General features: G+C 70.0%; 28 protein-coding genes. 22 read left to right on the top strand and 6 right to left on the bottom strand.

Features of this window, described 5'->3' with window-relative positions:
• The first annotated feature begins 96 nt into the window (after nt 1–96).
• From leuS to ACZ5TL_RS08470, 5 genes are all read left to right on the top strand, one after another.
• Complete coding sequence (leuS, locus tag ACZ5TL_RS08490) at nt 97–3,045, top strand: leucine--tRNA ligase (RefSeq protein ID WP_468588632.1); 2,949 nt, start codon at nt 97–99, stop codon at nt 3,043–3,045.
• A 138-nt stretch (nt 3,046–3,183) separates the two neighbouring features.
• Nucleotides 3,184–3,945 carry a hypothetical protein gene (locus ACZ5TL_RS08485; protein ID WP_468588631.1) on the top strand — a complete coding sequence of 254 codons (762 nt, stop codon included), beginning with the start codon at nt 3,184–3,186 and terminating at the stop codon, nt 3,943–3,945.
• Between the two features lie 72 nt (nt 3,946–4,017).
• A complete protein-coding gene (locus tag ACZ5TL_RS08480; RefSeq protein WP_468588630.1) occupies nt 4,018–4,863 on the top strand; it encodes a DegV family protein in 846 nt (281 codons plus the stop codon).
• A gap of 119 nt (nt 4,864–4,982) precedes the next feature.
• Nucleotides 4,983–6,089 carry a ComEA family DNA-binding protein gene (locus ACZ5TL_RS08475; RefSeq protein WP_468588629.1) on the top strand — a complete coding sequence of 369 codons (1,107 nt, stop codon included), beginning with the start codon at nt 4,983–4,985 and terminating at the stop codon, nt 6,087–6,089.
• Nucleotides 6,090–6,098: 9 nt separating this feature from the next.
• The gene (locus ACZ5TL_RS08470; RefSeq protein WP_468588628.1) at nt 6,099–7,619 is read left to right on the top strand and encodes a recombinase family protein; all 1,521 of its coding nucleotides are present in this window, start codon (nt 6,099–6,101) and stop codon (nt 7,617–7,619) included.
• Between the two features lie 41 nt (nt 7,620–7,660).
• Here the strand turns inward: ACZ5TL_RS08470 and ACZ5TL_RS08465 are convergent, their stop codons facing one another.
• On the bottom strand, nt 7,661–8,200 hold the full coding sequence (locus tag ACZ5TL_RS08465; protein ID WP_468588627.1) for a helix-turn-helix domain-containing protein: 540 nt from the start codon (nt 8,198–8,200) through the stop codon (nt 7,661–7,663).
• A 111-nt stretch (nt 8,201–8,311) separates the two neighbouring features.
• Between ACZ5TL_RS08465 and ACZ5TL_RS08460 the strand changes: the two genes are divergently transcribed.
• The 16 genes from ACZ5TL_RS08460 to ACZ5TL_RS08385 all read left to right on the top strand — a co-directional run bounded on the left by ACZ5TL_RS08460 (nt 8,312) and on the right by ACZ5TL_RS08385 (nt 19,219).
• Complete coding sequence (locus tag ACZ5TL_RS08460) at nt 8,312–8,524, top strand: helix-turn-helix transcriptional regulator (protein ID WP_468588626.1); 213 nt, start codon at nt 8,312–8,314, stop codon at nt 8,522–8,524.
• A 248-nt stretch (nt 8,525–8,772) separates the two neighbouring features.
• Nucleotides 8,773–9,348 (top strand): hypothetical protein, encoded by a 576-nt coding sequence (locus tag ACZ5TL_RS08455; protein ID WP_468588625.1) that lies wholly within the window; start codon nt 8,773–8,775, stop codon nt 9,346–9,348.
• Between the two features lie 152 nt (nt 9,349–9,500).
• The gene (locus tag ACZ5TL_RS08450) at nt 9,501–9,986 is read left to right on the top strand and encodes a DUF2742 domain-containing protein (protein WP_468588624.1); all 486 of its coding nucleotides are present in this window, start codon (nt 9,501–9,503) and stop codon (nt 9,984–9,986) included.
• Complete coding sequence (locus tag ACZ5TL_RS08445) at nt 9,983–11,572, top strand: DNA primase family protein (protein ID WP_468588623.1); 1,590 nt, start codon at nt 9,983–9,985, stop codon at nt 11,570–11,572. Before ACZ5TL_RS08450 ends, ACZ5TL_RS08445 begins: the two co-directional genes overlap by 4 nt.
• Nucleotides 11,573–12,005: 433 nt before the next feature.
• Nucleotides 12,006–12,254: a hypothetical protein gene (locus ACZ5TL_RS08440; RefSeq protein ID WP_468588622.1), complete on the top strand. Its 249-nt coding sequence runs from the start codon at nt 12,006–12,008 to the stop codon at nt 12,252–12,254.
• Nucleotides 12,251–12,817, top strand: coding sequence for a DUF3846 domain-containing protein (locus ACZ5TL_RS08435; protein ID WP_468588621.1), 567 nt, complete (start codon nt 12,251–12,253; stop codon nt 12,815–12,817). The genes ACZ5TL_RS08440 and ACZ5TL_RS08435 overlap by 4 nt, the downstream gene beginning before the upstream one ends.
• The gene (locus tag ACZ5TL_RS08430; protein WP_468588620.1) at nt 12,814–12,975 is read left to right on the top strand and encodes a hypothetical protein; all 162 of its coding nucleotides are present in this window, start codon (nt 12,814–12,816) and stop codon (nt 12,973–12,975) included. Before ACZ5TL_RS08435 ends, ACZ5TL_RS08430 begins: the two co-directional genes overlap by 4 nt.
• The gene (locus tag ACZ5TL_RS08425; protein WP_468588619.1) at nt 12,975–13,436 is read left to right on the top strand and encodes a hypothetical protein; all 462 of its coding nucleotides are present in this window, start codon (nt 12,975–12,977) and stop codon (nt 13,434–13,436) included. The genes ACZ5TL_RS08430 and ACZ5TL_RS08425 overlap by 1 nt, the downstream gene beginning before the upstream one ends.
• 55 nt (nt 13,437–13,491) lie before the next feature.
• Complete coding sequence (locus ACZ5TL_RS08420) at nt 13,492–13,899, top strand: hypothetical protein (RefSeq protein WP_468588618.1); 408 nt, start codon at nt 13,492–13,494, stop codon at nt 13,897–13,899.
• A 70-nt stretch (nt 13,900–13,969) separates the two neighbouring features.
• Nucleotides 13,970–14,305: a hypothetical protein gene (locus tag ACZ5TL_RS08415; protein ID WP_468588617.1), complete on the top strand. Its 336-nt coding sequence runs from the start codon at nt 13,970–13,972 to the stop codon at nt 14,303–14,305.
• Nucleotides 14,306–14,601: 296 nt separating this feature from the next.
• Nucleotides 14,602–14,772 carry a hypothetical protein gene (locus ACZ5TL_RS08410; RefSeq protein ID WP_468589017.1) on the top strand — a complete coding sequence of 57 codons (171 nt, stop codon included), beginning with the start codon at nt 14,602–14,604 and terminating at the stop codon, nt 14,770–14,772.
• Nucleotides 14,708–14,992, top strand: a complete 285-nt coding sequence (locus tag ACZ5TL_RS08405) for a WhiB family transcriptional regulator (protein WP_468588616.1) — start codon at nt 14,708–14,710, stop codon at nt 14,990–14,992. The genes ACZ5TL_RS08410 and ACZ5TL_RS08405 overlap by 65 nt, the downstream gene beginning before the upstream one ends.
• A 190-nt stretch (nt 14,993–15,182) precedes the next feature.
• The gene (locus ACZ5TL_RS08400; protein ID WP_468588615.1) at nt 15,183–15,320 is read left to right on the top strand and encodes a hypothetical protein; all 138 of its coding nucleotides are present in this window, start codon (nt 15,183–15,185) and stop codon (nt 15,318–15,320) included.
• Between the two features lie 208 nt (nt 15,321–15,528).
• Nucleotides 15,529–15,807, top strand: a complete 279-nt coding sequence (locus ACZ5TL_RS08395) for a hypothetical protein (RefSeq protein ID WP_468588614.1) — start codon at nt 15,529–15,531, stop codon at nt 15,805–15,807.
• The gene (locus ACZ5TL_RS08390) at nt 15,804–16,157 is read left to right on the top strand and encodes a hypothetical protein (RefSeq protein ID WP_468588613.1); all 354 of its coding nucleotides are present in this window, start codon (nt 15,804–15,806) and stop codon (nt 16,155–16,157) included. Before ACZ5TL_RS08395 ends, ACZ5TL_RS08390 begins: the two co-directional genes overlap by 4 nt.
• Nucleotides 16,154–19,219 (top strand): hypothetical protein, encoded by a 3,066-nt coding sequence (locus ACZ5TL_RS08385; protein WP_468588612.1) that lies wholly within the window; start codon nt 16,154–16,156, stop codon nt 19,217–19,219. The genes ACZ5TL_RS08390 and ACZ5TL_RS08385 overlap by 4 nt, the downstream gene beginning before the upstream one ends.
• 150 nt (nt 19,220–19,369) lie before the next feature.
• Here ACZ5TL_RS08385 and ACZ5TL_RS08380 read toward each other — a convergent pair whose 3' ends face one another.
• From ACZ5TL_RS08380 to ACZ5TL_RS08365, 4 genes are all read right to left on the bottom strand, one after another.
• On the bottom strand, nt 19,370–20,449 hold the full coding sequence (locus tag ACZ5TL_RS08380) for a radical SAM protein (protein WP_468588611.1): 1,080 nt from the start codon (nt 20,447–20,449) through the stop codon (nt 19,370–19,372).
• Nucleotides 20,450–20,510: 61 nt separating this feature from the next.
• Nucleotides 20,511–21,050 carry a class IV adenylate cyclase gene (locus tag ACZ5TL_RS08375; RefSeq protein WP_468588610.1) on the bottom strand — a complete coding sequence of 180 codons (540 nt, stop codon included), beginning with the start codon at nt 21,048–21,050 and terminating at the stop codon, nt 20,511–20,513.
• 93 nt (nt 21,051–21,143) lie between these two features.
• On the bottom strand, nt 21,144–21,560 hold the full coding sequence (locus tag ACZ5TL_RS08370; RefSeq protein ID WP_468588609.1) for a hypothetical protein: 417 nt from the start codon (nt 21,558–21,560) through the stop codon (nt 21,144–21,146).
• Nucleotides 21,557–22,147 (bottom strand): DUF6415 family natural product biosynthesis protein, encoded by a 591-nt coding sequence (locus ACZ5TL_RS08365; protein ID WP_468588608.1) that lies wholly within the window; start codon nt 22,145–22,147, stop codon nt 21,557–21,559. The genes ACZ5TL_RS08370 and ACZ5TL_RS08365 overlap by 4 nt, the downstream gene beginning before the upstream one ends.
• 485 nt (nt 22,148–22,632) lie before the next feature.
• On the opposite strand from ACZ5TL_RS08365, the gene ACZ5TL_RS08360 reads away from it, so the two are divergent.
• Nucleotides 22,633–23,652 (top strand): XRE family transcriptional regulator, encoded by a 1,020-nt coding sequence (locus ACZ5TL_RS08360; protein WP_468588607.1) that lies wholly within the window; start codon nt 22,633–22,635, stop codon nt 23,650–23,652.
• Between the two features lies 1 nt (nt 23,653).
• Here ACZ5TL_RS08360 and cutA read toward each other — a convergent pair whose 3' ends face one another.
• Nucleotides 23,654–23,980, bottom strand: coding sequence for a divalent-cation tolerance protein CutA (gene cutA, locus ACZ5TL_RS08355; protein ID WP_468588606.1), 327 nt, complete (start codon nt 23,978–23,980; stop codon nt 23,654–23,656).
• Nucleotides 23,981–24,000 lie beyond the last annotated feature (20 nt).

Genomic DNA, 24,000 nt, shown 5'->3' with positions numbered 1-24,000 from the left:
CGGAATCGGCGCGGCGTCCCCTCCTGTGCGAGGGGATTTTTCGTTTCTCGGACCACACAGCCGCAGGCAGAGACGATCGATGGAGCTTTGAGGATCATGAGCGAGACGAACCCCGCTGCCGCCGTAGCCACGTCGGCGGAGGCCGCGCCGCACCGCTACACGGCCGCCATGGCCGCCGAGATCGAGGCACGCTGGCAGGACTTCTGGGACGCCGACGGCACCTACGCCGCGCCCAACCCCACGGGCGACCTGGCGGGCGAGCGGGAGATCGCCGACCGGCCCAAGAAGTTCATCATGGACATGTTCCCGTACCCCTCCGGCGCGGGCCTGCACGTCGGACACCCCCTGGGCTACATCGCCACGGACGTCTTCGCCCGCTTCCAGCGGATGACCGGCCACAACGTCCTGCACACCCTGGGCTTCGACGCCTTCGGCCTGCCCGCCGAGCAGTACGCGGTGCAGACCGGCACGCACCCGCGCGTGTCCACCGAGGCCAACATGGAGAACATGAAGTCCCAGCTGCGCCGGCTGGGCCTGGGCCACGACAAGCGCCGGTCGTTCGCCACGATCGACCCGGACTACTACAAGTGGACCCAGTGGATCTTCCTGCAGATCTTCAACTCCTGGTACGACCACGACGCCCGGCGGGCCCGCCCCATCGCCGAGCTGGTCGCCGCGTTCGAGTCCGGTGAGCGGCCCGTGCCGGGACACACGCGCGCGTGGAGCGAGCTGAGTGCCGCCGAGAAGGCCGACGTCCTGGGCGGGTTCCGGCTGGCCTACGCCTCCGACGCGCCGGTCAACTGGTGCCCCGGGCTGGGCACCGTGCTGGCCAACGAGGAGGTCACCGCCGAGGGCCGCTCCGAGCGCGGCAACTTCCCGGTCTTCAAGGCCAAGCTGCGCCAGTGGAACATGCGCATCACGGCCTACGCCGACCGGCTGCTGGATGACCTGGAGGAGCTGGACTGGCCCGAGGCCATCAAGCTGCAGCAGCGCAACTGGATCGGCCGCTCCGAGGGCGCCCGCGTCGACTTCCCCATCGACGGCGAGCGCATCACCGTCTTCACCACCCGCCCGGACACCCTGTTCGGCGCCACCTACATGGTGCTGGCGCCCGAGCACCCGCTGGTCGAGAAGTTCACCCCGGCCGCCTGGCCGGAGGGCACCCACGAGGTGTGGACCGGCGGTCACGCCACCCCTGGTGAGGCCGTCGCCGCCTACCGCGCGCAGGCCGCCTCGAAGTCCGACGTCGAGCGCCAGGCCGAGGCCAAGGACAAGACCGGCGTCTTCATCGGCGCGTACGCGACCAACCCGGTCAACGGCGAGCAGGTCCCGGTCTTCATCGCCGACTACGTCCTGATGGGCTACGGCACCGGCGCGATCATGGCCGTCCCGGCAGGCGACCAGCGCGACTTCGAGTTCGCGCGCGCCTTCGAGCTGCCCATCCACTGCATCGTCGAGCCCACCGACGGGCGCGGCACCGACACCTCGACCTGGGAGAACGCCTTCGCGTCGTACGACGCGAAGATCATCAACTCGTCCAACGACGAGGTCAGCCTGGATGGTCTGGACGTGGTCGAGGCCAAGGCCCGCATCACCGAGTGGCTGGAGCGGTCCGGCACCGGTGAGGGCACCGTCAACTTCCGGCTGCGCGACTGGCTGTTCAGCCGTCAGCGCTACTGGGGCGAGCCCTTCCCGATCGTCTACGACGAGGACGGCATCGCCCACGCGCTGCCCGAGTCGATGCTGCCCCTGGAGCTGCCCGAGGTCGAGGACTACTCGCCGCGCACCTTCGACCCGGACGACGCCCACACCGAGCCCGAGACCCCGCTGTCCCGGAACGAGGACTGGGTCAATGTCACCCTGGACCTGGGCGACGGCCCGAAGAAGTACCGCCGCGAGACCAACACCATGCCCAACTGGGCCGGTTCCTGCTGGTACGAGCTGCGCTACCTGGACCCGCACAACTCCGAGAAGCTGGTCGACCCCGAGATCGAGCAGTACTGGATGGGGCCGCGCGAGGACCGGCCGCACGGCGGTGTCGACCTGTACGTCGGCGGCGCCGAGCACGCCGTGCTGCACCTGCTGTACGCGCGCTTCTGGTCCAAGGTGCTGTACGACCTGGGCCATGTCTCCTCGGCCGAGCCGTTCCACAAGCTGTTCAACCAGGGCATGATCCAGGCCTACGTGTACCGCGACAGCCGCGGCATCGCGGTACCGGCCGCCGAGGTGGAGGAGCGCGACGGCGCGTACTACCACCAGGGCGAGAAGGTCTCCCGGCTGCTGGGCAAGATGGGCAAGTCCCTGAAGAACGCGGTCACTCCGGACGAGATCTGCGCCGAGTACGGCGCCGACACGCTGCGTCTGTACGAGATGGCCATGGGCCCGCTGGACGTCTCCCGGCCGTGGGACACGCGCGCGGTGGTCGGCCAGTTCCGGCTGCTGCAGCGGCTGTGGCGCAACATCGTCGACGAGGCGACCGGCGAGGTCACCGTCGTCGACGTCGAGGACGCCGGCATCGACGAGGAGACGCTGCGTGCCCTGCACAAGGCGATCGACGGGGTGCGCGGGGACCTGGAGGGCATGCGGTTCAACACCGCCATCGCCAAGGTCACCGAGCTGAACAACCACCTGACCAAGACGTATGGCGGGGGCGGGGCCGCAGGCCCTTCCGCTGAGGGCGGTGGCGGGCGACGGGCGGGCGGAGCCGTGCCGCGCGCCGTGGCCGAGCCGCTGGTGCTGATGGTCGCGCCGCTGGCCCCGCACATCGCCGAGGAGCTGTGGCGCCGGCTGGGGCACGAGGGCTCGGTGGTGCACCAGGACTTCCCGGTGGCCGACCCGGCGTACGTGGTCGACGAGACCGTGACCTGCGTGGTGCAGATCAAGGGCAAGGTCAAGGCGCGGCTGGAGGTCTCGCCGTCGATCTCCGAGGACGAGCTGGAGAAGGTCGCGCTGGCGGACGAGAAGGTGGTCGCCGCGCTGGGCGGGGCCGGGATCCGCAAGGTGATCGTGCGCGCGCCGAAGCTGGTGAACATCGTTCCGGCGTAGCCGCCAGGCACCGCGGACCGCTCTCGGGGTGGTCCCCTACGGGCAGGTTCGGGGTTCGTCCGGAACTCCGTACCTGCCCGTTGCGTTTACCGTTGAAGAGCGACGTGCGGTGCCGTGACGTCCTGAGGAGGAGCCCTTGTGGAAGAAGTGATCGCAGTCTTCGCCCTGCTCTTCGTGCTCATGCTCGGGCTCGGGGTGTACGCCACGGTGAAGGCGGTCGGCGCCGCCAGGCGCGGCGTGGACCGCGGCATCACCCAGGCCCGCCGCACGGTCGAGGACCACACACTGCGGGCCAAGTCCTTCGCCCAGCCCGGCGCCGCGGGTGAACTCGCCCAGCTCCGGCTGAAGCTGCGCACCTCGATGCGCGCCACGCAGGACGCGCTGAACGCGGCCGTCGCCGAGGACGAGCCCCTGAAGGAGTCCCTCGTCCTCTTCGAACGCCTCAGCGCGCACGGGCACGAGCTGGACGACGAGCTGAAGCGCCTGGAGTCCGAGCCGGACCGCACCGCGCTCGCCGAGCGGCTGCCCGAGCTGCGCGAGCGCACCGAGCGCATCACGCACGCGGCGGACTCGCTGCGCTGGGCGGCCCGTGACCGCGCCCGCCGCTTCGCGGACGACGACCTGGACTCGCTCAGCGCGCAGATCGACCTGGAGTCCGGGGCGCTGCGGCACTGGACGACGACCCCGGAGTCCCCGACCGCCTCCTCTGCGACGCCCCCGCCCGCCGCGCCGCCGTGGCCCGAGGCCCCCGCCGCCGACGCCGCCACGGCCGGGCAGACCTGGCCGGAGACCCCGCAGGCGAGCCCGGAGCAGGAGCCTTCCCGGCCCGCCATCACCCCGCCCGCGGCGCGCCCCACCTACCCCTGGCAGAAGAAGCCCCGCCCCGAGAGCACCACTTGATCCGGCCACACGCGGAGCCGGGCACCGGGGCCGGGCTGCCGCACGGGCGCTACGGCAGGTAACCTCCAGCTCATGTCCCGCCATGTCGCGATCGTCACCGATTCAACGGCCTACCTGCCGGCCCGGACGATGGAGCGTCACGGCATCACCGCGGTCCCCCTGACCGTGGTTCTCGGCGACCGGGCGCTGGAGGAGGGCACCGAGATCTCGACTCGCGCCCTCGCCGAGGCTTTGCAGAAGCGGCGCCCCGTGACGACCTCGCGGCCCAGTCCCGCGGTCTTCGAGGAGACGTACCGCAAGGTCGCCGAGTCCGGCGCCACCGGGATCGTCTCCCTCCACCTGTCCGCCGTGCTCTCCGGCACCTACGACGCGGCCGTCGCCGCGGCGCGGCAGGCACCGGTGCCGGTGCGGGTGGTGGACACCGGCATGATCGCGATGGCGCTCGGCTTCTGCGCGCTCGCCGCGGCCGGGACCGCGGAGTCGGGCGGCACGGTGGACGAGGCCGTCACGGCCGCGGAGAAGCGGGCCGCGGGCACCTCCGCCTACTTCTACGTCGACACCCTCGACTACCTGCGCCGCGGCGGGCGGATCGGGGCCGCCCAGGCCCTGCTGGGCTCGGCGCTCGCGGTCAAGCCGCTGTTGCAGCTGACCGACGGCCGTATCGAACCGCTGGAGAAGGTGCGCACCGCGTCCAAGGCGATCGCCCGTCTCGAGGAGATCGCGGCCGACCGGGCGGGCGGTGCCCAGGTCGACGTCGCCGTCCACCATCTCGCCGCACCGGACCGCGCGTCGGCGCTCGCCGACCGGTTGCGGGACCGGGTGCCAGGGCTCGCCGATCTGCATGTCAGCGAGGTCGGGGCGGTGATCGGGGCGCACACGGGACCCGGGCTCCTGGGAGTCGTGGTTTCGCCTCGGTGAACAGTGCTGCGGGGCTCCGATCACCCGTGTGAGTGGCGGAGTTGTCCACAACCCGGAGGCCGTCCCCGGGAATCGACCAAGATCATCGCGAGTGGGCCGATGTGGCCGATCCTCGGCGCATGGCACTTCGATCACGTTCACGCACAGCGACCGCGACCAGTGGGCCGGGCCGGGAGCCGGCGTCCGACGGGCGTGTCCGTCATCGCCCCCGCCCGCCAGGCGCGCGAGGGCGGGCACGGCAGCGTCATGCCTCGGCGGAGGAACTCCGGCGGCGCGCCGGGGCGTTGTTCGGCGAGGACACCGGGCCGGCCGAACCGGCCGGGGAGCGGCGCGAGTCGGGGCAGGGGCCACCGGGGCCCTCCGGCGCCGAGGAGACGCGGCGAGGGCTCGGTAGCCGCGCGGCGGTCCCGGAGCCCGGGGGCGTTCTGTCCGGGGTGGAGGGCGGGGACGGTCGCGCCGGGGAGAGCGCCTGGCGGGATCGGGCCGGGCTTGCGCTGCGGGAGCGCATGCCTGTGTGGTTGCAGGCCAGATGTGGTCTGGAGCGGCGGAGTGTGCTGGCTCTGACGGTGGTGCTCGTCGTCGCCGTGGCCTTCGCCGTGCAGCACTTCTGGACCGGCCGGACCCAGTCCGTGCGGCCGCCCGAGGTGGTGCGGGCGGCGGTGCCGTACGGGGAGCAGGAGCAGGACGGGCAGGCCGCTGAGGAGCGAGGGACGGGCCCTGCCGGGGCGCCTGCGGGGGCTTCCTCCGGCGAATCCTCCGGCGCTTCCTCCGGCACGGCGACAGCGGGGGCTGCCGAGATCGTCGTGGACGTCGGCGGCAAGGTCCGTGAACCCGGGATCCACCGGCTGCCGGCCGGCTCGCGGGTGGCGGACGCGCTGCGCGCGGCGGGCGGGGTGAAGCCGGGCACGAACACCGACGGTCTCAATCAGGCCCGGTTCCTCGTGGACGGCGAGCAGGTGATCGTCGGTGGACCCGGTGCCGCCGCGGGTCCCGGGGCGGGCGGTGCGGTCGCCGGTGGCTCCGCCGGCGCGGCGGCGGGCGGCGCGATGCCGGGGGCTCCGGTCTCCCTCAACTCCGCCACCCTCGACCAGCTCGACACCTTGCCGGGCGTCGGTCCCGTGCTGGCGCGGCACATCATCGACTACCGCACGCAGCACGGCGGTTTCCGTTCCGTGGACGAGCTGCGCGAGGTGAACGGCATCGGCGATCCGAGATGTCAATGGTAATCTACGAACATGACTCCACAGCGTGCAGTGCTCCTCCTGCGGATCAGCTACCGCAAGCCAGAAGACGAGGACGACGAGCAGGAGAACGGCGCCCGCGCCGAGTTCTCCAAGGGCATCGGCCGCCAGGAAGAGGACGGCCGACGACTCGCCGACCGCCTCGGCTGGAAGATCGCCAAGGTGATCCCCGAGGACGACACGTCCGCCTTCAAGCGCCGCAAGATCAAGCTGCCCGACGGGGCGACCGCCCTGCGCACTGTGCGCCCCGGATTCCGTGCCGCCCTCGCGGGACTCGCCTCCGGGGAGTTCGACGGGCTCATCGCGGACGACCTCGACCGCGTCGCCCGCGACCCCCGAGACCTTGAGGACCTGATCGACGTGGTGGAGTCCCGCCGGCCCCGCATCCCCGTTGAGTCCGTGACCGGATCGCTCCGGCTGGCGAACGACGCGGACGTCACCATGGCCCGCGTGATGGTCGCCGTGGCCAACAAGTCCAGTCGTGACACTGCGCGCCGTGTCACTCGGAAGCATGAGGAGCTCGCGGCCGAAGGCAAGCCCGGTGGGGGTGGGTTCCGCGGCTACGGCTTCACCGAGCAGTACGAGGTCATCAAGGACGAGGCCAAGATCCTGCGGGAGATCGGCGACCGCATCCTCGGCGAGTGGGACGGCTGGACCGACGAGCAGAAGGCCGCCATCGACCCGGAGATAGGGGAGTCCCTCAACTCGATCGCGGCCGACCTCCAGCGACGCAAGGTGCCCTCGGCGACGGGCGTGCCGTGGTCCGGGCGCAGCGTCGGCTCCGTCGTCTCGAAGGCGGCGGTCGCGGGCCTGCGCTCCCATAAGGGCGAAGTAGTCGGCCCGGCAGCGTGGAAAGCCATCATCCCCCGGGAACGCTGGGAGCGGATCTGTGAGCGCCTGGCCATGCGGGCGGGCGACACGGACCTGACGCTACAGCGGTGGCTGAGCAGCGTGCTGGAGTGCTCTCTGTGCGGACACAGGCTGTCCGGCAGCCACGGCAACGGCGGCCCGCGCTACTGGTGCGACCGAAAGGGCGGCGGCTGCGGAAAGATCGCGGTGAAGGCATCGTTCGTCGAGGACGAGGTCGAGCGCCAGGTGCTCGACCTCCTCAGCAAGCCGCGCATCCTGGAGCAGCTGCGAACCGTCGCCGACACCGACACGACGAACGAGGCCCGCGCCGAGCTGGCCGCGGACGAGGCGCAGTTGAAGGAGCTGGCCGGCGCGTACGGACGTCGTGAGATCACGTTCGCCGAGTTCAAGGAAGCCCGCGGCATCATCGAGAAGCGCGTGAAGGAGTCGCGCGCGCTGCTCACCTCGCGGGCCCCGATGGTCCTCCGCCGCCTGCTGGCCGGGGATGTGGCGGCCGGGTGGGACGGCTTGACTCCGGCGGACAAGCGCGAGGTCGTGCTGTCGCTGGTGCCGGGGTACAAGGTGCTGCCGCATGACCGAAGCTGGGGCAACAAGTTCCGCCCGGAGCGGCTTGTGCCGATGGACTGGCCGGAGTCCGAGGGCTGACGAGCGCATGACGGGCCCCGCGAATGCGGGGCCTTCTGCGTTCAGTCTTCTTGCTGCTCGCCCTCTTCTGCCTGCTGGTTCTGCATCCATCGGTTCTGAATCTTCATACGACGTGCTTCGCGGGAGATCTTGTCTTCGAGCGGTTCGTCAGCCGGGTGCGGGCCAAGCTCCAGCGTCTCTGACAGCACATCGAATCGGCGGCGCATGTCGTACACCGAGGCTTCGGCGAGGAAGGTTCGCTCGTCAGTGCCCGGCAAGGGCTTCTCTCCGCGGACCCAAGCCCTCACGTCTGCTGCCGGCTCCACCCTGTTCGGCGTCACCTGGTACGACCCGTCTTCTAGAGGGACGAGCAGGTTCACCGGCGCTACATCAAGGGCGAGTGCCAGGGCGTACAACTCGCGTACCGTCACGTTCTGCCGCTTCCCCTTTTCGAGGTTGGCCACGGTGAAGCGGTCCCACTGGACGCCATGTTTCTTGAGCCTCTCACCGAGTTGGGCGGCGGTCCATCCTCGGCGGCCTCGGAGTTCACGGACGCGCCTGGCGATCGTGGCGGTGGAGTCGGCGGACTCATCAAGTGACATGACTTCACCTTAACGAGGCCTTGCGTCACTCGGCAATAGTGAGCCATAATTGCACCTGGGCGAGACTTCACTGCCTCTCTGTGTGAAGTCAGATCACCTAAAGGAGTTCAGGTGTCTCAAAACGTCGTGCCGACTGAGGCTCGCCGACCACTGGCTACAGCACAGGAGATCGCCGATTACCTGGGCGTTCCGCTCAGCACCGTCTATCGCTGGTCCAGTCGCGGGGGCGGGCCACGGCTCGTACGAGTCGGCCGACACCTCCGCGCTCGCTGGGACGACGTTGAGGCATACCTCGACGCCCACACCACGACGGGCGTCGTGTGATGACGGCGATGGGCGACAACGCCCGCCCTCGGACGCTCGCAGACCTGTACGAGGGACGCGACCTCACGCAGGCACAGGCCCGCCGGATAGTCGCCCTACTCGGTCTTGTCGGACCGCGTCGGTCGCTCAACGACGACAGCGCCGCGGGGGCAACCGCAGCGCCGCCAGTCGAGATCCCCTACCAGCACGCCAGCTGACAACGCGAACGGCCGGGGGGCAACCCGGCCGACGCAGAAACGGAGTCTCACATGCAGCGTACGACGCTTCCGGGAAGCAGCACCAGCGCAGGCACCGTCCCGGCCATCAGCCAGCAGCCCATTACCTCTGCCGAGGGCCTCACGGAGCGCACCGGCCGAGCCGTCCCGTTCCTCGCCGACGAGCCGCGCGAGCACGTCGAGGACCCGGAGCAGGCCGCCCGCGTCGAGGTGGCCGTCGACCGGATCATCGGCGCCCTCGTCGAGTACGGCCGCAAGTACACCGCGGAGACCCTGCACGAGACCATCGCCCGCGAGGCCGCCGAGCGGGAAGCCGGACGGACGCCGCGCCCCTGCGACGTCTACACCTGGTGCGAGGAAGTCGACACCCACGACGACCACTCCGGCCCCGAGTTCCTGGTCCGCTCCTTCGACCGGTACGGCGAGCCCCTCGCGTTCGCGTGCATCGCCGACATCGGCGACACCCCGCCCGCCGTCTCCTTCATGGGCGACAACCTCACCCCCGACCAGGCCCGCATCACGGCCGCACGCCTGCGCGAGCTGGCCGACGCCATGGACGGCATGGCCGCCACCGTCGAGGCCATCGAGCCGGGCGACACCCCGGCGTGATCAGCCGTTTCCTCCCCGTCGCTTCCGCCCGGCTCGTGGCCGGGCGGGGCCCGGGGCCCTGAACCACCGCGCGGTCCGCCACCCCGCGCCCCACGCCGTCCCCCAGACCCTGGCCGGCCGCCCACCGGCCGCCCTCCCGGAACGGAAAGACCGTGAACGAACACCGTGCCGCCCCTCGTGGCGACACCCCTGATGCGGTGGCGCTGTGGGCGTCTGCCCGGGTAACGGAGCTTGTCGGCGACCAGCGCCAGCCCGTACCGGCGTACGGCACCCACGAGTGGCAGCAGTTGGCGGGCGACGACCCGAGGAAGGTGGCGGCGATCCTCACGGCCGCCGAGTTGTGGCGCCGCCATGGCCACGAGGACCTGTCTGTGATCGAGGCCGCCGAGATGTGGCGGAAGTACGGCGACGACGTCGTCCAGTGGTTCAGGGAAGCGTCCCGGCTGCACGTCCCGATCGCCGACCGACGGACGCTTGCCGAACTGGACGCGCTCGCCAAGCCGAAGCCGCCGCGCCCCGTGCAGGCCGCCGAGGGGTGGCCGCCCGTGGCGATCCCGGGACGGCCGGGCTGGCGTCGACACCTCGTCAACGGCGAACAGGTCGACCTCCTCGACGACGTACAGGAGAGCGCAGCATGACCCGCGACTCGGTCGACCCCACGATGCAGATGCTGACGTCGCTGTCGTTCCCCAAAGTGCCCGCAGTGGAAGACGACATGTGGGAAGGCGAGGGAGCCACCGACGACCAGGCCTCCATGCATCACGCCGTTGTGGCCTTCCCGCCAGCGCCGCGGCTCGCCCGGACCATGCGAACACGGGACGACATCGGCAACGCCCAGCGGCTGATTGACCGGTACGGGCCGATCATCCGCTGGACCCTTGCCAAGAAGGGCGGCGAGTGGGCTGTGTACGACGGACGCCGCTGGGCGTTCCGGGGCGGTGACACCCTCGTCCGGACCCTCGTCCGGATCACAGTCGAGGACCTGCCCAAGAGCGAGGCCCTGGCCTACAGCGACGAGAGTCCGGTCGACGACAAGGGCAAGCCGCTGCCCAGCGACCGGAAGATCTTCCTCGCCTACGTCGCGAAGCTGCGCGACCACCGCGTCATGAGCAGGGCCATCGCCGCGGCCTCGTCGTTCCCCGAGCTGCACGCGCAGGTCGAGGACTTCGACGCTAACCGGCGCTGGCTGAATCTCCCCAACGGGATTCTGGATACCGACAAGGTGCGCCTGCTCCCCCACGACCCCGAGCTGATGTTGTCCAAGATGTTCGGCGTCCCCTACAACCCGCATGCCGCAGCGCCGAACTGGGACCGCTTCCTCTCGATGAACATCCCCGACGAGGCCACGCGGCTCTACCTGCAGAAGGCCGCCGGCTACACCCTCTCCGGGCTGTCCAACGAGAAGACGCTGGTGTACCTCTACGGGCCGTCGGACACCGGCAAGAGCATCTTCACCGGCGTCATGTCCCGCATGTTCGGCGAGTACGGGCAGGTCGCCTCCGACGGAGCTCTCAGGCCGCGACGGGAAGGCGCCGTCAACAACGACGTCGACGGCATGGCAGGGAAGCGCTTCGTCACGACGTCCGAGTCCAGACCCGGCGAGGAGATGGACGAGGCCTTGGTGAAGCGGCTTACCGGCCGCGACGAGCAGACGACCCGCGCCCTCTACGAGAACAACCGCACGTGGACGCCAGAGTGCGTGATCTGGGTGTGCTCCAACCAGTACCCGAAGATCACCGGCGACGACGACGCCATCTGGACCCGCATCCGCGTCGTCCCCTTCCTGCGCCAGTTCCTCGCCGGAGACCCCGACCGCGACGAGCGGCTCGAAGAGAAGCTGCACGCCGAGATGGAGGGCATCTTCGCCTGGGCCGCCCGCGGCCTGCAGATGTACCTCGCCGAGGGCCTGGCCGCACCGCCCGAAGTCATCCAGGCCGGCGAACGTTTCCGGTCCACGGCCGACGGTGTCACGGCGTTCGTCGCCGAGTACGCCGAAGACGGGCTCCTGACCATCGAGGAAAGCGGCTGGGCCGCCCGCACCGAGCTGTACGAGATGTACAAGCGCTGGTGCAAGGAGTCCGCCATGCGTGAGCCTCTGCGCCCTTCCCGGTTCTACACCCGCCTGGAAGTGGCCTACAGGCCCGCCAAGGTGAACGGCACCAGAGGCTTCGCCGGGATCACCATCGGCCCCAAGCAGATGGCGCCCGCAGGGTGGTCGCGGTGATGCACACGCCTTCCGCTGTCCTCTCCAGAAACCTGCCCCTACCTGCCCCCAGTAACTGCCCCCGGCCCCGCACCGCCTCCCTGCTGCTGCGCCTTTCCACAGCCACTGACCTGCTCCTTTGGGCTGAGGCGGCCAGTTATCCACAGGGGGCAGCTTGGGGGCAGGTGGGGGCAGCAACGAGGGGGCAGGTGGGGGCAGCTTGGGGGCAGGCAATCCGCCGAATCTGCCCCCAGTCAAAACGGCATCTGACCTGCGCTTTCTTGCATCAGGGGGCAGGAAGGGCAGGTTTCTTCGGAAAGTTTCCCTGTAGCTGTCTCAGTGAAAACGGACATTGCTTCCCATTTGGATCACGCTCCGGTCGGTCCGGCTCTACCGAAGAGAATTTGCGCGCGAGGCTGCCCCTGCTGCCCCCGCAGCGTGAGGCGGAACGCCGATGACTGGGCCAACCGTCGAGTACCGAGAAGCTGCCGCCGTCCTCATCGAGAGGCACGGCTGGGACCGCGCGGCGCTGATCGCCACCGCCGTGCGGGGCTACGTCTACGACCGGCCCGACCCCGGGCGGTACCGCGACGACGCCGAGAAGATCTATGACCGGCTCGGCTGGGAGCAGGCCGCGCTGCTCGCCTCCTGGTTCCGCGACTCCCGCAACTGGCCCCACCACGCCCGAGGGAGGACCTCGTGACGAGCTACGTCGAGCAGCAGATGCAGGCCCGGATCGCTGCCGCCCGGGCCAAGGCCGAGGCGGACAAGCGGCGCCGGCAGGAACTCGCCGAGGCCCGCCGGCGCGGCCTGGCCGCCCGGCACGCGAACAAGCTTCGCCGCCTCGCCGAGGCCGAGCAGCGCCCCCACCGAGAAGGAGACCACCCGATGCCCACCACCCCGAACGCCGTCCTGATCACCACAGACGGCCGCACCTTCAGGATCACCCTCCCCGACACCCCCGAGGACCGGCTCACCGTCATGAAGGCCGTCATCTGCTGCCACGACGTCGAGGCCGCCGACCTCGGCGAGCGGTGGACCATGTGGGTCGACGAGACCGGCGGCATGCACGGCAACTACCGGCGCCCGCTCAACGTCGTCGCGTCCGCCCTGGCCGACGGGCACGGCTTGACCGGTGGCATCCGTGGCCCGGCCCTGATCACCGGGTGCTCCGCGAAGGGCACGTGCTCCCTCGGCGAGGACGGCGTGGCCGCCGTAGAGGCCGCCGTCGCCGAGCTGGTCGACGTCGAGTGGGTGGCTCCGTGATCCGCACCGTGCACCGCACCCGCGGCGCGTCCGCACTCGGAGCCACGGGCCCCGGCTCGGTCGGCCCGTTCGGCCGGTGGCCCGACCCCGACGAGGCCGACGGCCAGGACGACGAGCAGCTCGGCGATGACCAGGACGACGAAGGGGTGAACCCGTGATGGGCCGAGGACTCTCACCACTGCAACGACAGATCCTCCTGCTCGCGCAGGCCAACCGCGACAACGGACGCACCGAAGACAACGGCATCGACCTCTACCACCGCGAGGTGTACGCCGAGGTGTACGGCTTCCCCACCCTCTGGGGCGACGTCCGCAAGGTCGGGCCCGGCACACAGAACTTCAGCCGGAACGCGATCGGCCACCGGGCTTACGACTCCGCAGTCTCCGCCGTAAGCCGTGCCGTGCGGCGGCTCCAAACCCGGGGGCTGGTCGCCATCTTCTCCGGCTCCATCAGTCATTGGTCCGGCGTTCAGTTGACGGATGAGGGCTATCGGACCGCTATCGGTTTGGTCTCGGGCAGACCTGCTCCTGACTCAACCGATAGCGCTAACGGTTCAGTCTCGTCTCGCGCTGGAGCAGACCTAACCGGTAGCGCCGGCGACGACCAGGCCGACCAGTAAGCACAGACTTCCGGCCGTCGACCGGCGGCCGGCCAACCCGAACGAGGAGAACACCATGCACCGCGAACACATCGCCTGCCTCGGCGGCGAAGCCACCGACCTCGCCAACCTCTGGAACGACGCCATCGGCGACATGCTCACCGCCATCCGTGCCGACCTCGCCGACCTGAGGGCCGAGGGTACTGCCCCCGAGCTGCTGAGTGAGATGGAGGAGACGGAGCGCACCCTGTACCGGCTCGACAGCGGCGAGCAGCGGGGTGGCCCGCGTGAGCTGCTGGACGCCGTTCAGGGCTGGCTCGCCTACTGGTTCCGCCACCCCGGGGAGCCCACGCCGGTCGACCTCGCCCCGGTCTACCGCCTGGCCGCTTTGCTGGCCGAGGTGACGAAGGTTCTGTGGCGGAGTGGCTCACCCACCACCGTCGCGGAGGAGGCCGCGCTCATCGGCTTGGCGTCCACGGTCTGACGCGCACACGAAACGGCCGGCCCGCGCGAACCGGGCCGGCCACCTCCAGACAACCATGAGGGAGAACCCGGTGACCACAGCCCAGACGGCACGCGAGGCCTTCACCAGCGCCACCGAACTCAGCAGGCGACTCGCAGCCCTGCGCGACCTGTACGGCGTACTGCCGCAGCTGACCGTCACGCCCACCGCGGTGCTCGTCGCGATCCCGTGGTCCGTCGGCCGGCAGAACATGCGCGAGGCCCTCGCCGGGGACATCGCCGAGCTGCTCGGCACCGAGTTGACCGTTCACGGCAGCACGGACCCGGAGGACCCGTACATCGAACTCCGCGCCCTCGGCGTGCTGGACGGGGTGACCGTTCAGGTTCACCTCTGCTTCCCGCCCGCCCCGACCACGGCCGGGCGCTGACCCTGTACGACCATGGCCGGCCCCGCCGGGGCCGGCCACCCTCAACGATCCCAGAGAGGAGTTCCGATGGACCTCACCTTGATCTCAGCCGGTCTCCACAGCGTGGCGGCTGTCCTGTGGACGGTGTGTGCCGTGCGGTCGTGGCGGGCCCGGCATCCGGTGGCGCGTCGGCGTGCGGCTGCGAGGCGGGTGCGGCTTGCGGCTTGGGCGTGACGCCCTTGGTGGGTTTGAAATCTGGACTGGGTTGGCTCCGCTGTGAGCGTTGGCGGGTCGGGTGACAACAAGGAGGTGGACGGATGAACGGCTGGTGGTTCGCGACGGTGGCCGTGGTGTGTCTGACGGTCGGGTTCGTCGCGGTCGTGTGGGCGGCTGTGAGGGCCGGTCAGGGCTCCGGGCGGGGTCGTGGCGCCTCGTCGGTGTCGTGGTCGGCTGAGCGGGCGCGTACGGGCCGGGAGGGGCGCGTCTGATGGGGCGGGCTCGGAAGTTCGGGGAGGCGTTGGCTCGGATGCGTTCTTCGAGATCGACGGGAGGACGGGTGCGGCGAAGGCGTTGTGTGTGCCGTGCCTGTACGTCGAGCCGTGCGGGGCCTATGCCCTTGAGCACCCGGAGTTGCGCGGTGTGTGGGGTGGCTTGTCGGAGAAGGATCGGCGGGCGCTGCGGCGGCAGCGGTTGCCGGCGGCCTCGTAGTTGGGCGCTGGGGGCCGGGCAGTGGGGGTAGGGGCAGTGGCCTCGTAGCAGGGAGCGCGTGGGGTACGGGCCAGTCTCGACCCCGGCGAGAAAGGGTCCGCAATGGTGCGGACCCCTGGTGGTGACCAGCGGTTCCGGGCGGACGTGTGTCCACTGGGTTACCGGTAGAGCGGATCAGGGAGTAACGGTCATGGTGAAGGTCAGCGAGCAGCAGGTGGAGCAGGGCGTGCCGACGGTGGTGGAGAAGGTGCCGGCGCTGGGGCGGGTGGAGCGGCCGAGGCGGTACGGGCTGGCGGACGCGTACCGGAAGGTGCGTGGGGGAAAGTGAGCGGCTGCTGAGCGGCTTTCTCGTGGGGCGTGGCGCCCGGTGTCCCTTCGGGGGTGCCGGGCGCTTTCGTGTTGTGGGGTCTGGACAGTGCATGGGGGCATGCGGTTCTTGCGGTATGGCATGGCTGCATTCAAAGAACTTTCGCGCTGCACGCTTGGTTGCGGGAAGATTTGCGGTGTAGTGGCACGTTGAGCCGTAGAATCTTCATATGGCTGATGTGAACATGCACACGGAACCGAAGGATCTCCTGCCGCTCGCTTCGCGCCTCTCCGGTCGGGAGCGGGCTGCGGTGTACGTGGCGCTTGGTGAGGTCTCTACAAGGGCGGCGCGGGCGGTCGGGGTCGACTCGTCGACGGTGCGCCGGTGGCGGCAGCGTCCGGACTTCGCGGCGGACGTGGGTCGGATACGGCTCAAGCTGCTCGGTATGGATGCCCTGCGCGCCGCTGAGGGCTGCGAGAGCGTGTCGGCGGGCGGAGAGGTCCGGTGAGCCGCCGCAAGCCGCGTAAGGCGCGCAGGAGGGAGCGGGAGCGGGATGCTGGGGTGTTCCTGCGGTTCGACAACGCGGGCGACGCGAGAGTGCGCCTGGAGGGCATTACGCGGCGGGAGTACGAGCGGGTGCAGTCGCTCGCGCGGGCCGGTGACATCCACGATCCGCTGATCATGAAGTTCATACGGGCGTTCGCTACGCAGGTCGGTCACGACATCGACGCCCACCCGGACGGGTGGACGGACTCGGCCACGATCGAGTTCCTGCGGTGGCTGGAGTTCGTGCCCGAGGGCGAGTGGACTGCCCTCGACGACGTCGAGCTCGCTCGCCTGGCGGGGGGTGGGTCGTGAGTAACGACGTCACGATCACCGTCTCGGTCCGGGACCTGACGGGGCCGGGCTTCAACTCGGTGAACCGGAACATCAACCAGTTGCAGCGCCAGGCGAACGGCAGTCTCGGCTCCCTGCGGGGGTTGAGTATCCAGTTGGGCAACGTGTCCTCTGCTGCCGGGGACGCGGGTAGTTCCCTGGGCGGCGGGATGGGGCTGCGGGGCAAGGCGATCGGCGCGGCCGCCGCACTGGGTACGTCGCTGCTGCCGACGATCGGGGCGCTCGCTCCGATGTTGACGGGGCTCGCTGCGGTGGGCGGCGGCGCGGCCTTGGCGATGGATGACCTGAAGGCGAAGGCGAAGGAGCTTAAGAAGCCGTTCGAGGACTGGAAGAAGGTCGCGGAGAAGGCTGTCGCTCCGCACACGGAGAAGGCCGTCAAGTCCCTGAAGGGGGCGATGAAGGACCTGACCCCGGTGATCGAGACCGGCGCGGACACGTTCGGCCGGATCACGGAGAAGGCCGCCCGCTTCGCCGACAGCCCCGCGTTCAAGGGCGCGCTGGCGAAGAACGCCGAGATGGGCTCGAAGTGGGTCGAAGAGTTCGCCGGCAGCATCGGCACCTTCACCCAGGCGTTCCTCGACTTCGGCGCCAAGAGCCAGCCTGCGCTTGATGCGTGGGACAGCCTGCTGGGCGGGTTCCTCGACACTGGTTTGCCGAAGATGTTCGACGGGCTGGAGCAGGGCATCAGCGGCTCCAGCGAGCTCCTTGGCGGGCTGGCGTCGTTCATCAACGACGGGTTCCTTCCGGCGCTGGGCAAGGTCGCTGGGTCCTTCTCGGAGGCGTTCGGGCCGCTGATTGGGGAGATGCTCGAAGCCACGGGTGCCGGGCTCAATCACCTCGGTACCGCGTTTGAGGGCCTGATGGAACTCACTGAGCCTTTCGCGGGGCTCTTGGCGGATGCCTTCCGCGCCATGAACGACTTTGCGGCGATCGGCGCGGAGGTGATGGGCGAGCTGGCGAGCGTCGTCGGGGGTGCCCTGTTCGACGGTCTGATGGCCGTGGTTGGTATCGACACCTCGCAGCTCGGGAACGGCTTCCGCGGCTTCAGCGACTGGGTGCACGAGAACGAGGGCGCCATCCGTAACGCTTTCTTCGCTATCGCGTCGGGCATCGTGGACATGGTCACCATCGGCGTGAACACGCTGCCGCTGCTGGTCGGTGGCTTCCGTCTAGCTACTGAGGGTGTGCTGACTGCTGTCGATGGTCTCGTGTCGGGGCTGGCGGCCGGACTCGGCCATCTGCCCGGGGGCGAGATTTTCAAGAAGGCGAACGAGGCGTTCGACGAGTTCGCGACCGGGTTCCGGAGGTCGCTGCAGACGGCGCAGGAGAAGGCGAACGAGTTCGCCACGGTGACCACGGAGAACCTCAGCAAGGGCCAGCTGAAGCTGAACATCTCCAACTGGGAATCGCAGATCAAGACGGCGAAGGCGCAGATGAAGAGCGTCCCGCCGGAGAAGCGGTCGGCACTGAAGGCCCTGATCGGGGATCTTCAGGCCAAGGTGCGGCAGGCGCGGGCTGACCTCGCTTCGCTGAAAAACCGGACCGTCACCGTCACCACGCACTACCGCATCACGGGCACGCCGGGCGCCCAGCAGGCCCGCCGTTCGGGCTCGCACGGCTCGCAGCTGTCCTACGCCAACGGCGGCATCGCGGAGTTCTTCGCGCAGGGTGGCATCCGTTCGTTCGCGGACGGCGCCGAAAACCACATCGCGCAGATGGCGCCGGCCGGGGCGATGCGGGTGTGGGCGGAGCCGGAGACGGGCGGCGAGGCGTACATCCCGCTTGCTCCGACGAAGCGGCCCCGCTCCGTGGCGATCCTGGAGGAGGTAGCGGACCGGTTCGGGTACCGGCTGGACAAGTACGCGCGTGGTGGTGTGACGAAGGCGGAGAGGGCGGCCCGTAAGGATGCGTGGTCTGACCTCACCGTCTCCCGCTTCGGGCAGTTCGCCGGGCACAAGCGCTCCGAGTTCCGGTCGCAGATCGGCAACCCCGACAGCATGCGCTCCCTGATCGACGGCCTCAACCAGTGGCGCACACAGATCAAAAAGGCCACCCACGGCGGCACCGAACGCTCCCTGCTGCGCGCCCTCGACTCCACCGGCAAGAAACTCCTCACCTGGGAGAAGCAACTCGGCAGCGTCACCAAGAGCCTGGAAGGCGCACGCGACAAACTCAACAGCCTGAAGCAGGCCGCCGCGTCCCTCGCCGACGGCGTCAAGTCCGGCATCCTCTCCGGCGCGAACATCACCCGCGCCGCAGGCGCCGAATCGGGCCGGGTGACGATCAACACGATCCTGTCGCAGATGCAGGGCAGCGCCTCGAACGCCAGCGAGTTCGACCGGGCGTTGAAGGATCTGAAGAAGCGCGGCCTGTCAGGGTCGCTGCTGCAGCAGGTCGCCGAAGCCGGCATCGACGGCGGCGGCCTGGAAACAGCGCAGGCCCTGCTGGGCGCCTCGTCGGGGCAGTTGAAGTCGCTGAACTCGTTGCAGGGGCAGATCAGCAGCGCGGCCGGCAGTGCGGGTAAGACGGCGGCGGATGCGGTGTACGCGAAGTCGATCGCCGCGCAGAACAAGCTGGTGAAGTCGTTGGCGTCGCAGCAGTCGAAGCTTGCCCGTTCGATGGACAAGCTGGCGGCGGCGATGGAGAAGGCCATTGAGCGCGGGTTCGGGATGAAGGCGACGGGCGGCATTATCGGCGCCGCGTCGGGTGGGGCGCGCGGGTCGTGGACCATGGTCGGCGAGCACGAGCCCGAGCTCGTGAGGTTGCCGTTCGGGTCGCGCGTGTACTCCGGCCCGGACACCCGCCGCATGCAGCAACAGGCATGGACGTCGATGCTCAACACCCCCCAGCGCAGCGGGGGCGCACGCTACGCGCCGGCACCGGCGGGTGGCGGGCGGCCGATCGTGGTGCATCAGACGATCAAGCTGGACAGCAGGGTGGTGGCGGAGCAGATCTTCGACCCGCTGCGCAGGGAGGTCAGTACGCGCGGTGGTCTGCGATCCGCGTTTGGAGGGCTGGACTGATGGCGTTCCGGCGGTAGCACCTCAGCAGCGGTGAGGGGTGGGCACTGGATGCCCACCCCCCACGCATGTGATGACCCGCCCGCCCTCTCGCCACTAGGGCGGGGGTGCAGAGGACGGACGGGCATCTGTGGGGCTGACCCGGGCCGGTGGTCAGCCGGGGTGCGGTCCGCCGGTTGCTGCCGGCGTGGCGTGCAGCCGGGTCAGCCGCGCCGCTTCGTCGTCGCGGAAGGTCGCTACCTCGCGGCAGCGCTGGCTCATCACGAACTCGCCGAGCGACAGGCACAGGTCCATGCGCTGGATGCACACTCCGACCATGAACGGGCCGTCCACGGCGCGGTACAACCGCACCCCGTAGTACCCCTCTTGGCAGTCGTCGGGGTTGTTGAACCGGCAGTCGGCGCACGTTTCGGGGAGGCGCACGGGCCGGATGCTCTTCGCGTACAGCGTGCGCCCGTCTGGCAGGCGGTACCGCACCCGCTGGTCGGACGCTCCCGCTGTGATGATGCGGCGGACCGGCATGGCGCCCAGGTGGTCGACGACATCCTGCATGGCGGCCAGCGAGGCGCCCCCGTCCTCCAGTGACACGAGCATCCGGACCACGACGGAGCGGCCGTGTCGCTCGATGATGCGGAGCACGCGGTCGACGTGGCCACGGTCGGGGATCACGATGTTGGCGGAGACCTTGATGCCGTGCGCGGTCGCGGTCTCGATCGTCGCGTCGAGGGCGGCCAGCTTGCGCTCGGCGAGCTTCGGTGAGGCGAGACGCGGGGCCTGGACGGCGGCGAGCTCGGCCGAGGTGGTGCCGAACACGGACAGGTTGATGCGGTCGAGGCCGGCTGCCGCGGCGGCGGGCAGGACCGCGGCGCCGTTCTCGCCGTTCGAGGTGAGCCCGACGGTGAGTCCGAGGCGCCGGGCGATGGTGATCAGCCCGGGCAGGTCGGGGTGCAGCGTGGGCTCACCGCCGGTGAAGTGCACTTCGTTCGTCGGGAGGCTACCGCGCACGGCAGCGAGGGCCATAGCGAAGTCGGCGTCGGCGGCGATCCTGGCGGGCAGGAAGTCGGCGCCGTTGGTACGGAGGTAGATGGAGACGCGTCCGGTGCTGCCCGGTGCGGCGACGGGTGTTCCTTCGTTGTGGCAGAACGAGCAGGCGAGACCGCACGCGTCGATGATCTTCACGCGCAAGGTCCGGTCCGGTTTCACTTCCACCGGCACGTCGCTCAAGTCGTGCATGGTGCCCCCTTCTCCGGGCCGGTCGGGGCGCGGTGCCCCGGCCGGAGTAGCAGGCGCCGGCCTACTCGAAACGCAGGTCGGCGATGGAGTCCAGGTCGAGGCCGTACAGGCCGTAGACCTTGGTGGTGTTGATCGAGGTGAGCTGGTCGTGGCCGATGCCCAGCGCTGCGGCGGCCGTCCACACCTGCGCTTCGTCGTCGGCCTCGATCTCCAGGTACGGCGGGATGCGTGGCCACTCGTCGACCTCAAGGCGGACGGCGCCGAGGGTGTACGAGGTGCGCCGGTTCTCCTGGTAGCTGCGCGGTGTCAGGCCAGTGAGCTGAAGCAGCGCGGCGGCTTCCTCGAAGCTGTCGACGGTCACCTCGGTCTCGTGGGTCCCGTCGACGGCGTCCGTGGTGATCTGCTTTACGCACAGGGTGACGTCGGTTCCGGTGTCGCGTAGCCGCACCCATCGGCCCGGGACAGCCGGGATGGTGTCGTACACGTACCGCCGCATGAGGCGGGTCCCGTTCGTGCACGTGCCACCGGCCTCGGTGATGAGCCGTGCGATCTTCGCGGGGTCGACGTCGAGGGCCTTCGCTTCGAACTCAATACCTGCCATGGGGTCTCCGATCGCTGGTTGCTGCTGGTGTCCAACGACCGTGCAGCGTAGGGGGCCGCAGCCCGGCAACGGCCCCTCGTTCGGGGCCCCGGGCTACAGGCGGGTACCGACGGCGATCGTCTCGTTGCCCGCCAGGCGCAGGATCGCGCGCAGGATGATCGGCAAGCGGCGTTCGTCGAGGTCCTCCACGGAGGCGAGGGTGGCGCTCCCGATGCCGACCATCGACAGGACCAGGCCGAGGAACGCGCGCTGCTGCTCGTCGAGGCCGAGGCCGTACTGAAGCCCGAACAGGCCATCGAAGCGCACGGCGCGCCCCTTGCGGGTGTCGACGACCAGGGCGTGCTGCACAGCCGGCAGGGACACGATGGACTGCTCCTCGATCAGTGCTTGGACGGCTGCACGGTGGCGTGAGTTCTTCGCGGTGCGCAGCAGCTGCTTGCCGAGCCGCCGCAACTCCTCCTCAGGATCGGGAGCCTCGGGCGCAATGGCCTCCGCTTCAACGCCGGTCACGCTGTGACCTCCGTCCGGCGTCCCAGCTGGGCGAGTCGGGCTGCGGCCGCACGGGACCGAGCAGCCCGGTAGGCCTCGTACAGCCTGCTCTCCTCCTCGCAGGGCAGAGCAGCGTGCGCGCCCTGCTCGTCGACGGTCCGGCACGTCTTACATCTCAGGCAGTGCTCCGCCAGGTGCTCGAACGCGGCTTGTACGGGCGTCCGCTCCACTCCCGCGCTGACGGTGTCGTAGTGGTCGCACAGGGCGGCCAGGACTCGGGCCAGCCGTCGGGCGTACATGACGCTCCCGGCCAGCCGGGCGAACCCGAGCTCGGGCGCGCGGAGTTTGCCGTGTGCCTCGGCGACGCAGGCCAGGGCAGCGGCGCGGGTGGGGCTGTCCTCCGGCAGGCGTCCGGCCGTCTCCTCGACCTCGGGTCCCAGCACGGCAAGGTGGCCGCGCAGCGTGGCGGTGAGGGTGTCCAGTTCTGCGCCGGCGGGTGGCACGGCATCTGGGGCGTTGTCCGGGCCGAGTACGCGGTGCGCGGTCTGGCGCATCGTGGCGATGTCCGGCGGGGCTTCGGCAACGGCCGTTGGGGCTGTAGTTTGCATGGCGTCGGCGCTCCTCAGCAGCGTTGACCACGCCCCGGGAGGCCTCGCCGCCTCGCCGGGGTCTGAGCGTCTCAACCTGTCAGGCCTGCGCTGCTGCTGGCTTCCCGCCCAGGGGTATCCCCATGATGGGTAGGCTGCTCCTCTTGCAGCGAGAACCTGGTGTGACGGGGCCTCCGATGACCGGTTACGAACCGCCAACTGCACTCCCGCGTGACCTGCTTGAGCAGGCGGATATGAGGGCTGCGCTCGCTGCCCACGACTTCGGTTCGGTGTTCCGTCTCGCCCGCACGCGGGCCGGGATCAGCTACTCGAAGATCGCCGCTGAGTGCGATATCAAGCCCGAGCGGGTTGGCCTTCTGGCGCGTGGGCAGGGGGCCGTGACAACGTTCGAGAAGATCGCACAGATCGCAGATGCCTTACGGATCCCCGGGCGGTTGGTCGGGCTGGCCCCTCGCCAGTGGGAGGCACCAGCCTCACCGCGCCCGGTGGCTGCTGTGCACGGCCATGGCCCCGACGCGGACGGAGAGGACGTGCGGCGCAGGAAGTTCTTCAGGACCACGGCCGGAGCCGGGCTTGCCGTCGGCCTGCCCGAGCTGACGCGCCCCCACGTGGGCAGCCGGATCGGAAGCGACTACCCCGAGCGGCTGCGGAAGCGGACAGCGCGGCTGCGCCGTCTCGATGACGTTCTCGGCGGCGGCGACACGTATCGCGTCTATCTCGGCGAGTACGAGTCCACGAAGGCGCTCCTCCGCGACGCAACGTACACCGAGCCCACCGGGCGCGGTCTGCTCTCGGTGCTCGCCGAGCAGGCGCAGCAGGCCGGTTGGGCGGCGTTCGACGGCGGGCGGCACCAGGACGCGACCGGCCTGTACGAGGCCAGCCACCGGGCCGCGACCGACGCGGGAGACACCGAGCTGGCGGGGAACGCGCTCGCTTTCCTCGCGTACCAGGCCGTCAACGGCGACCGCCAGGCGGGCATCGAGATCGCCTCGCGCTCGGTGCAGGAGGCCGGGCCGGGCGCGGCCCCTGGCGTGCGTGCCTTGCTGCACGAGCGGCTCGCGTGGGCGCACGCAGTCGCGGGCAACGACACCGAGACGGAGCGGGCTCTGCAGGCCGCGCAGGCCGCGCTCGCCGAGGCAGGCGGGGACCGGCAGCCGGACTGGGTGGCGTGGGTCGACCAGACCGAACTGGAGATCATGACGGGCCGCTGTTGGACGGAACTGCGCCGGCCGCTCCGCGCGGTGCCCGTCCTCGAGGCCGCACTGTCCCGGTACGACGACGCTCACGCCCGGGACAAGAGCCTGTACCTGTCGTGGCTCGCCGACTCCTACCTGACGGCCGGAGAGGTCGAGCAGGCGGCCGCAGTCACAGGCCGCGCGCTCGACCTTGCCTCCGGCGTGGCGTCCGTACGACCCCGACAGCGGCTCGCGCCCGTCCTACGGCGGCTCGACGAGCACCAGGCCGTGCCCGTTGTCGCCGAGGTGCTGGACAGGGCGCGCGGCTGAGCTACTCGGCCGGCGTGGTGTTGGCGGCGAGCCACCGCAGGCAGGCCTCCGAGCCGGCCACGATCGGCACGGCCGCGATCTCCGGGGTCTGCCAAGGGTGATGCTTGAGCAGGTGCGCCTCCAGTTCGGCGTACCGGTTCTGCTGGGTCTTCAGCAGCAACTGCCACTCTTCGCCGGTGCCGAACTCTCCGTCGTGCCAGAAGACAGAGGTGACGGGCCCGATGATCTGCGCGCCTGCGGCAAGCCGGCCTTGGACGACCGATCGGGCTAGTTCAACCGCCTGTTCACGGGTCTCCGTCGCTGTGGATACCTGCACGAAGTCAGTCATGCGCGGGAGCCTACCCACGG

The sequence above is a fragment of the Streptomyces sp. NPDC033136 genome, from assembly GCF_055578235.1.
Note: the sequence above shows the minus strand (reverse complement) of the source record. Positions and strands in the feature narration are given on the sequence as shown.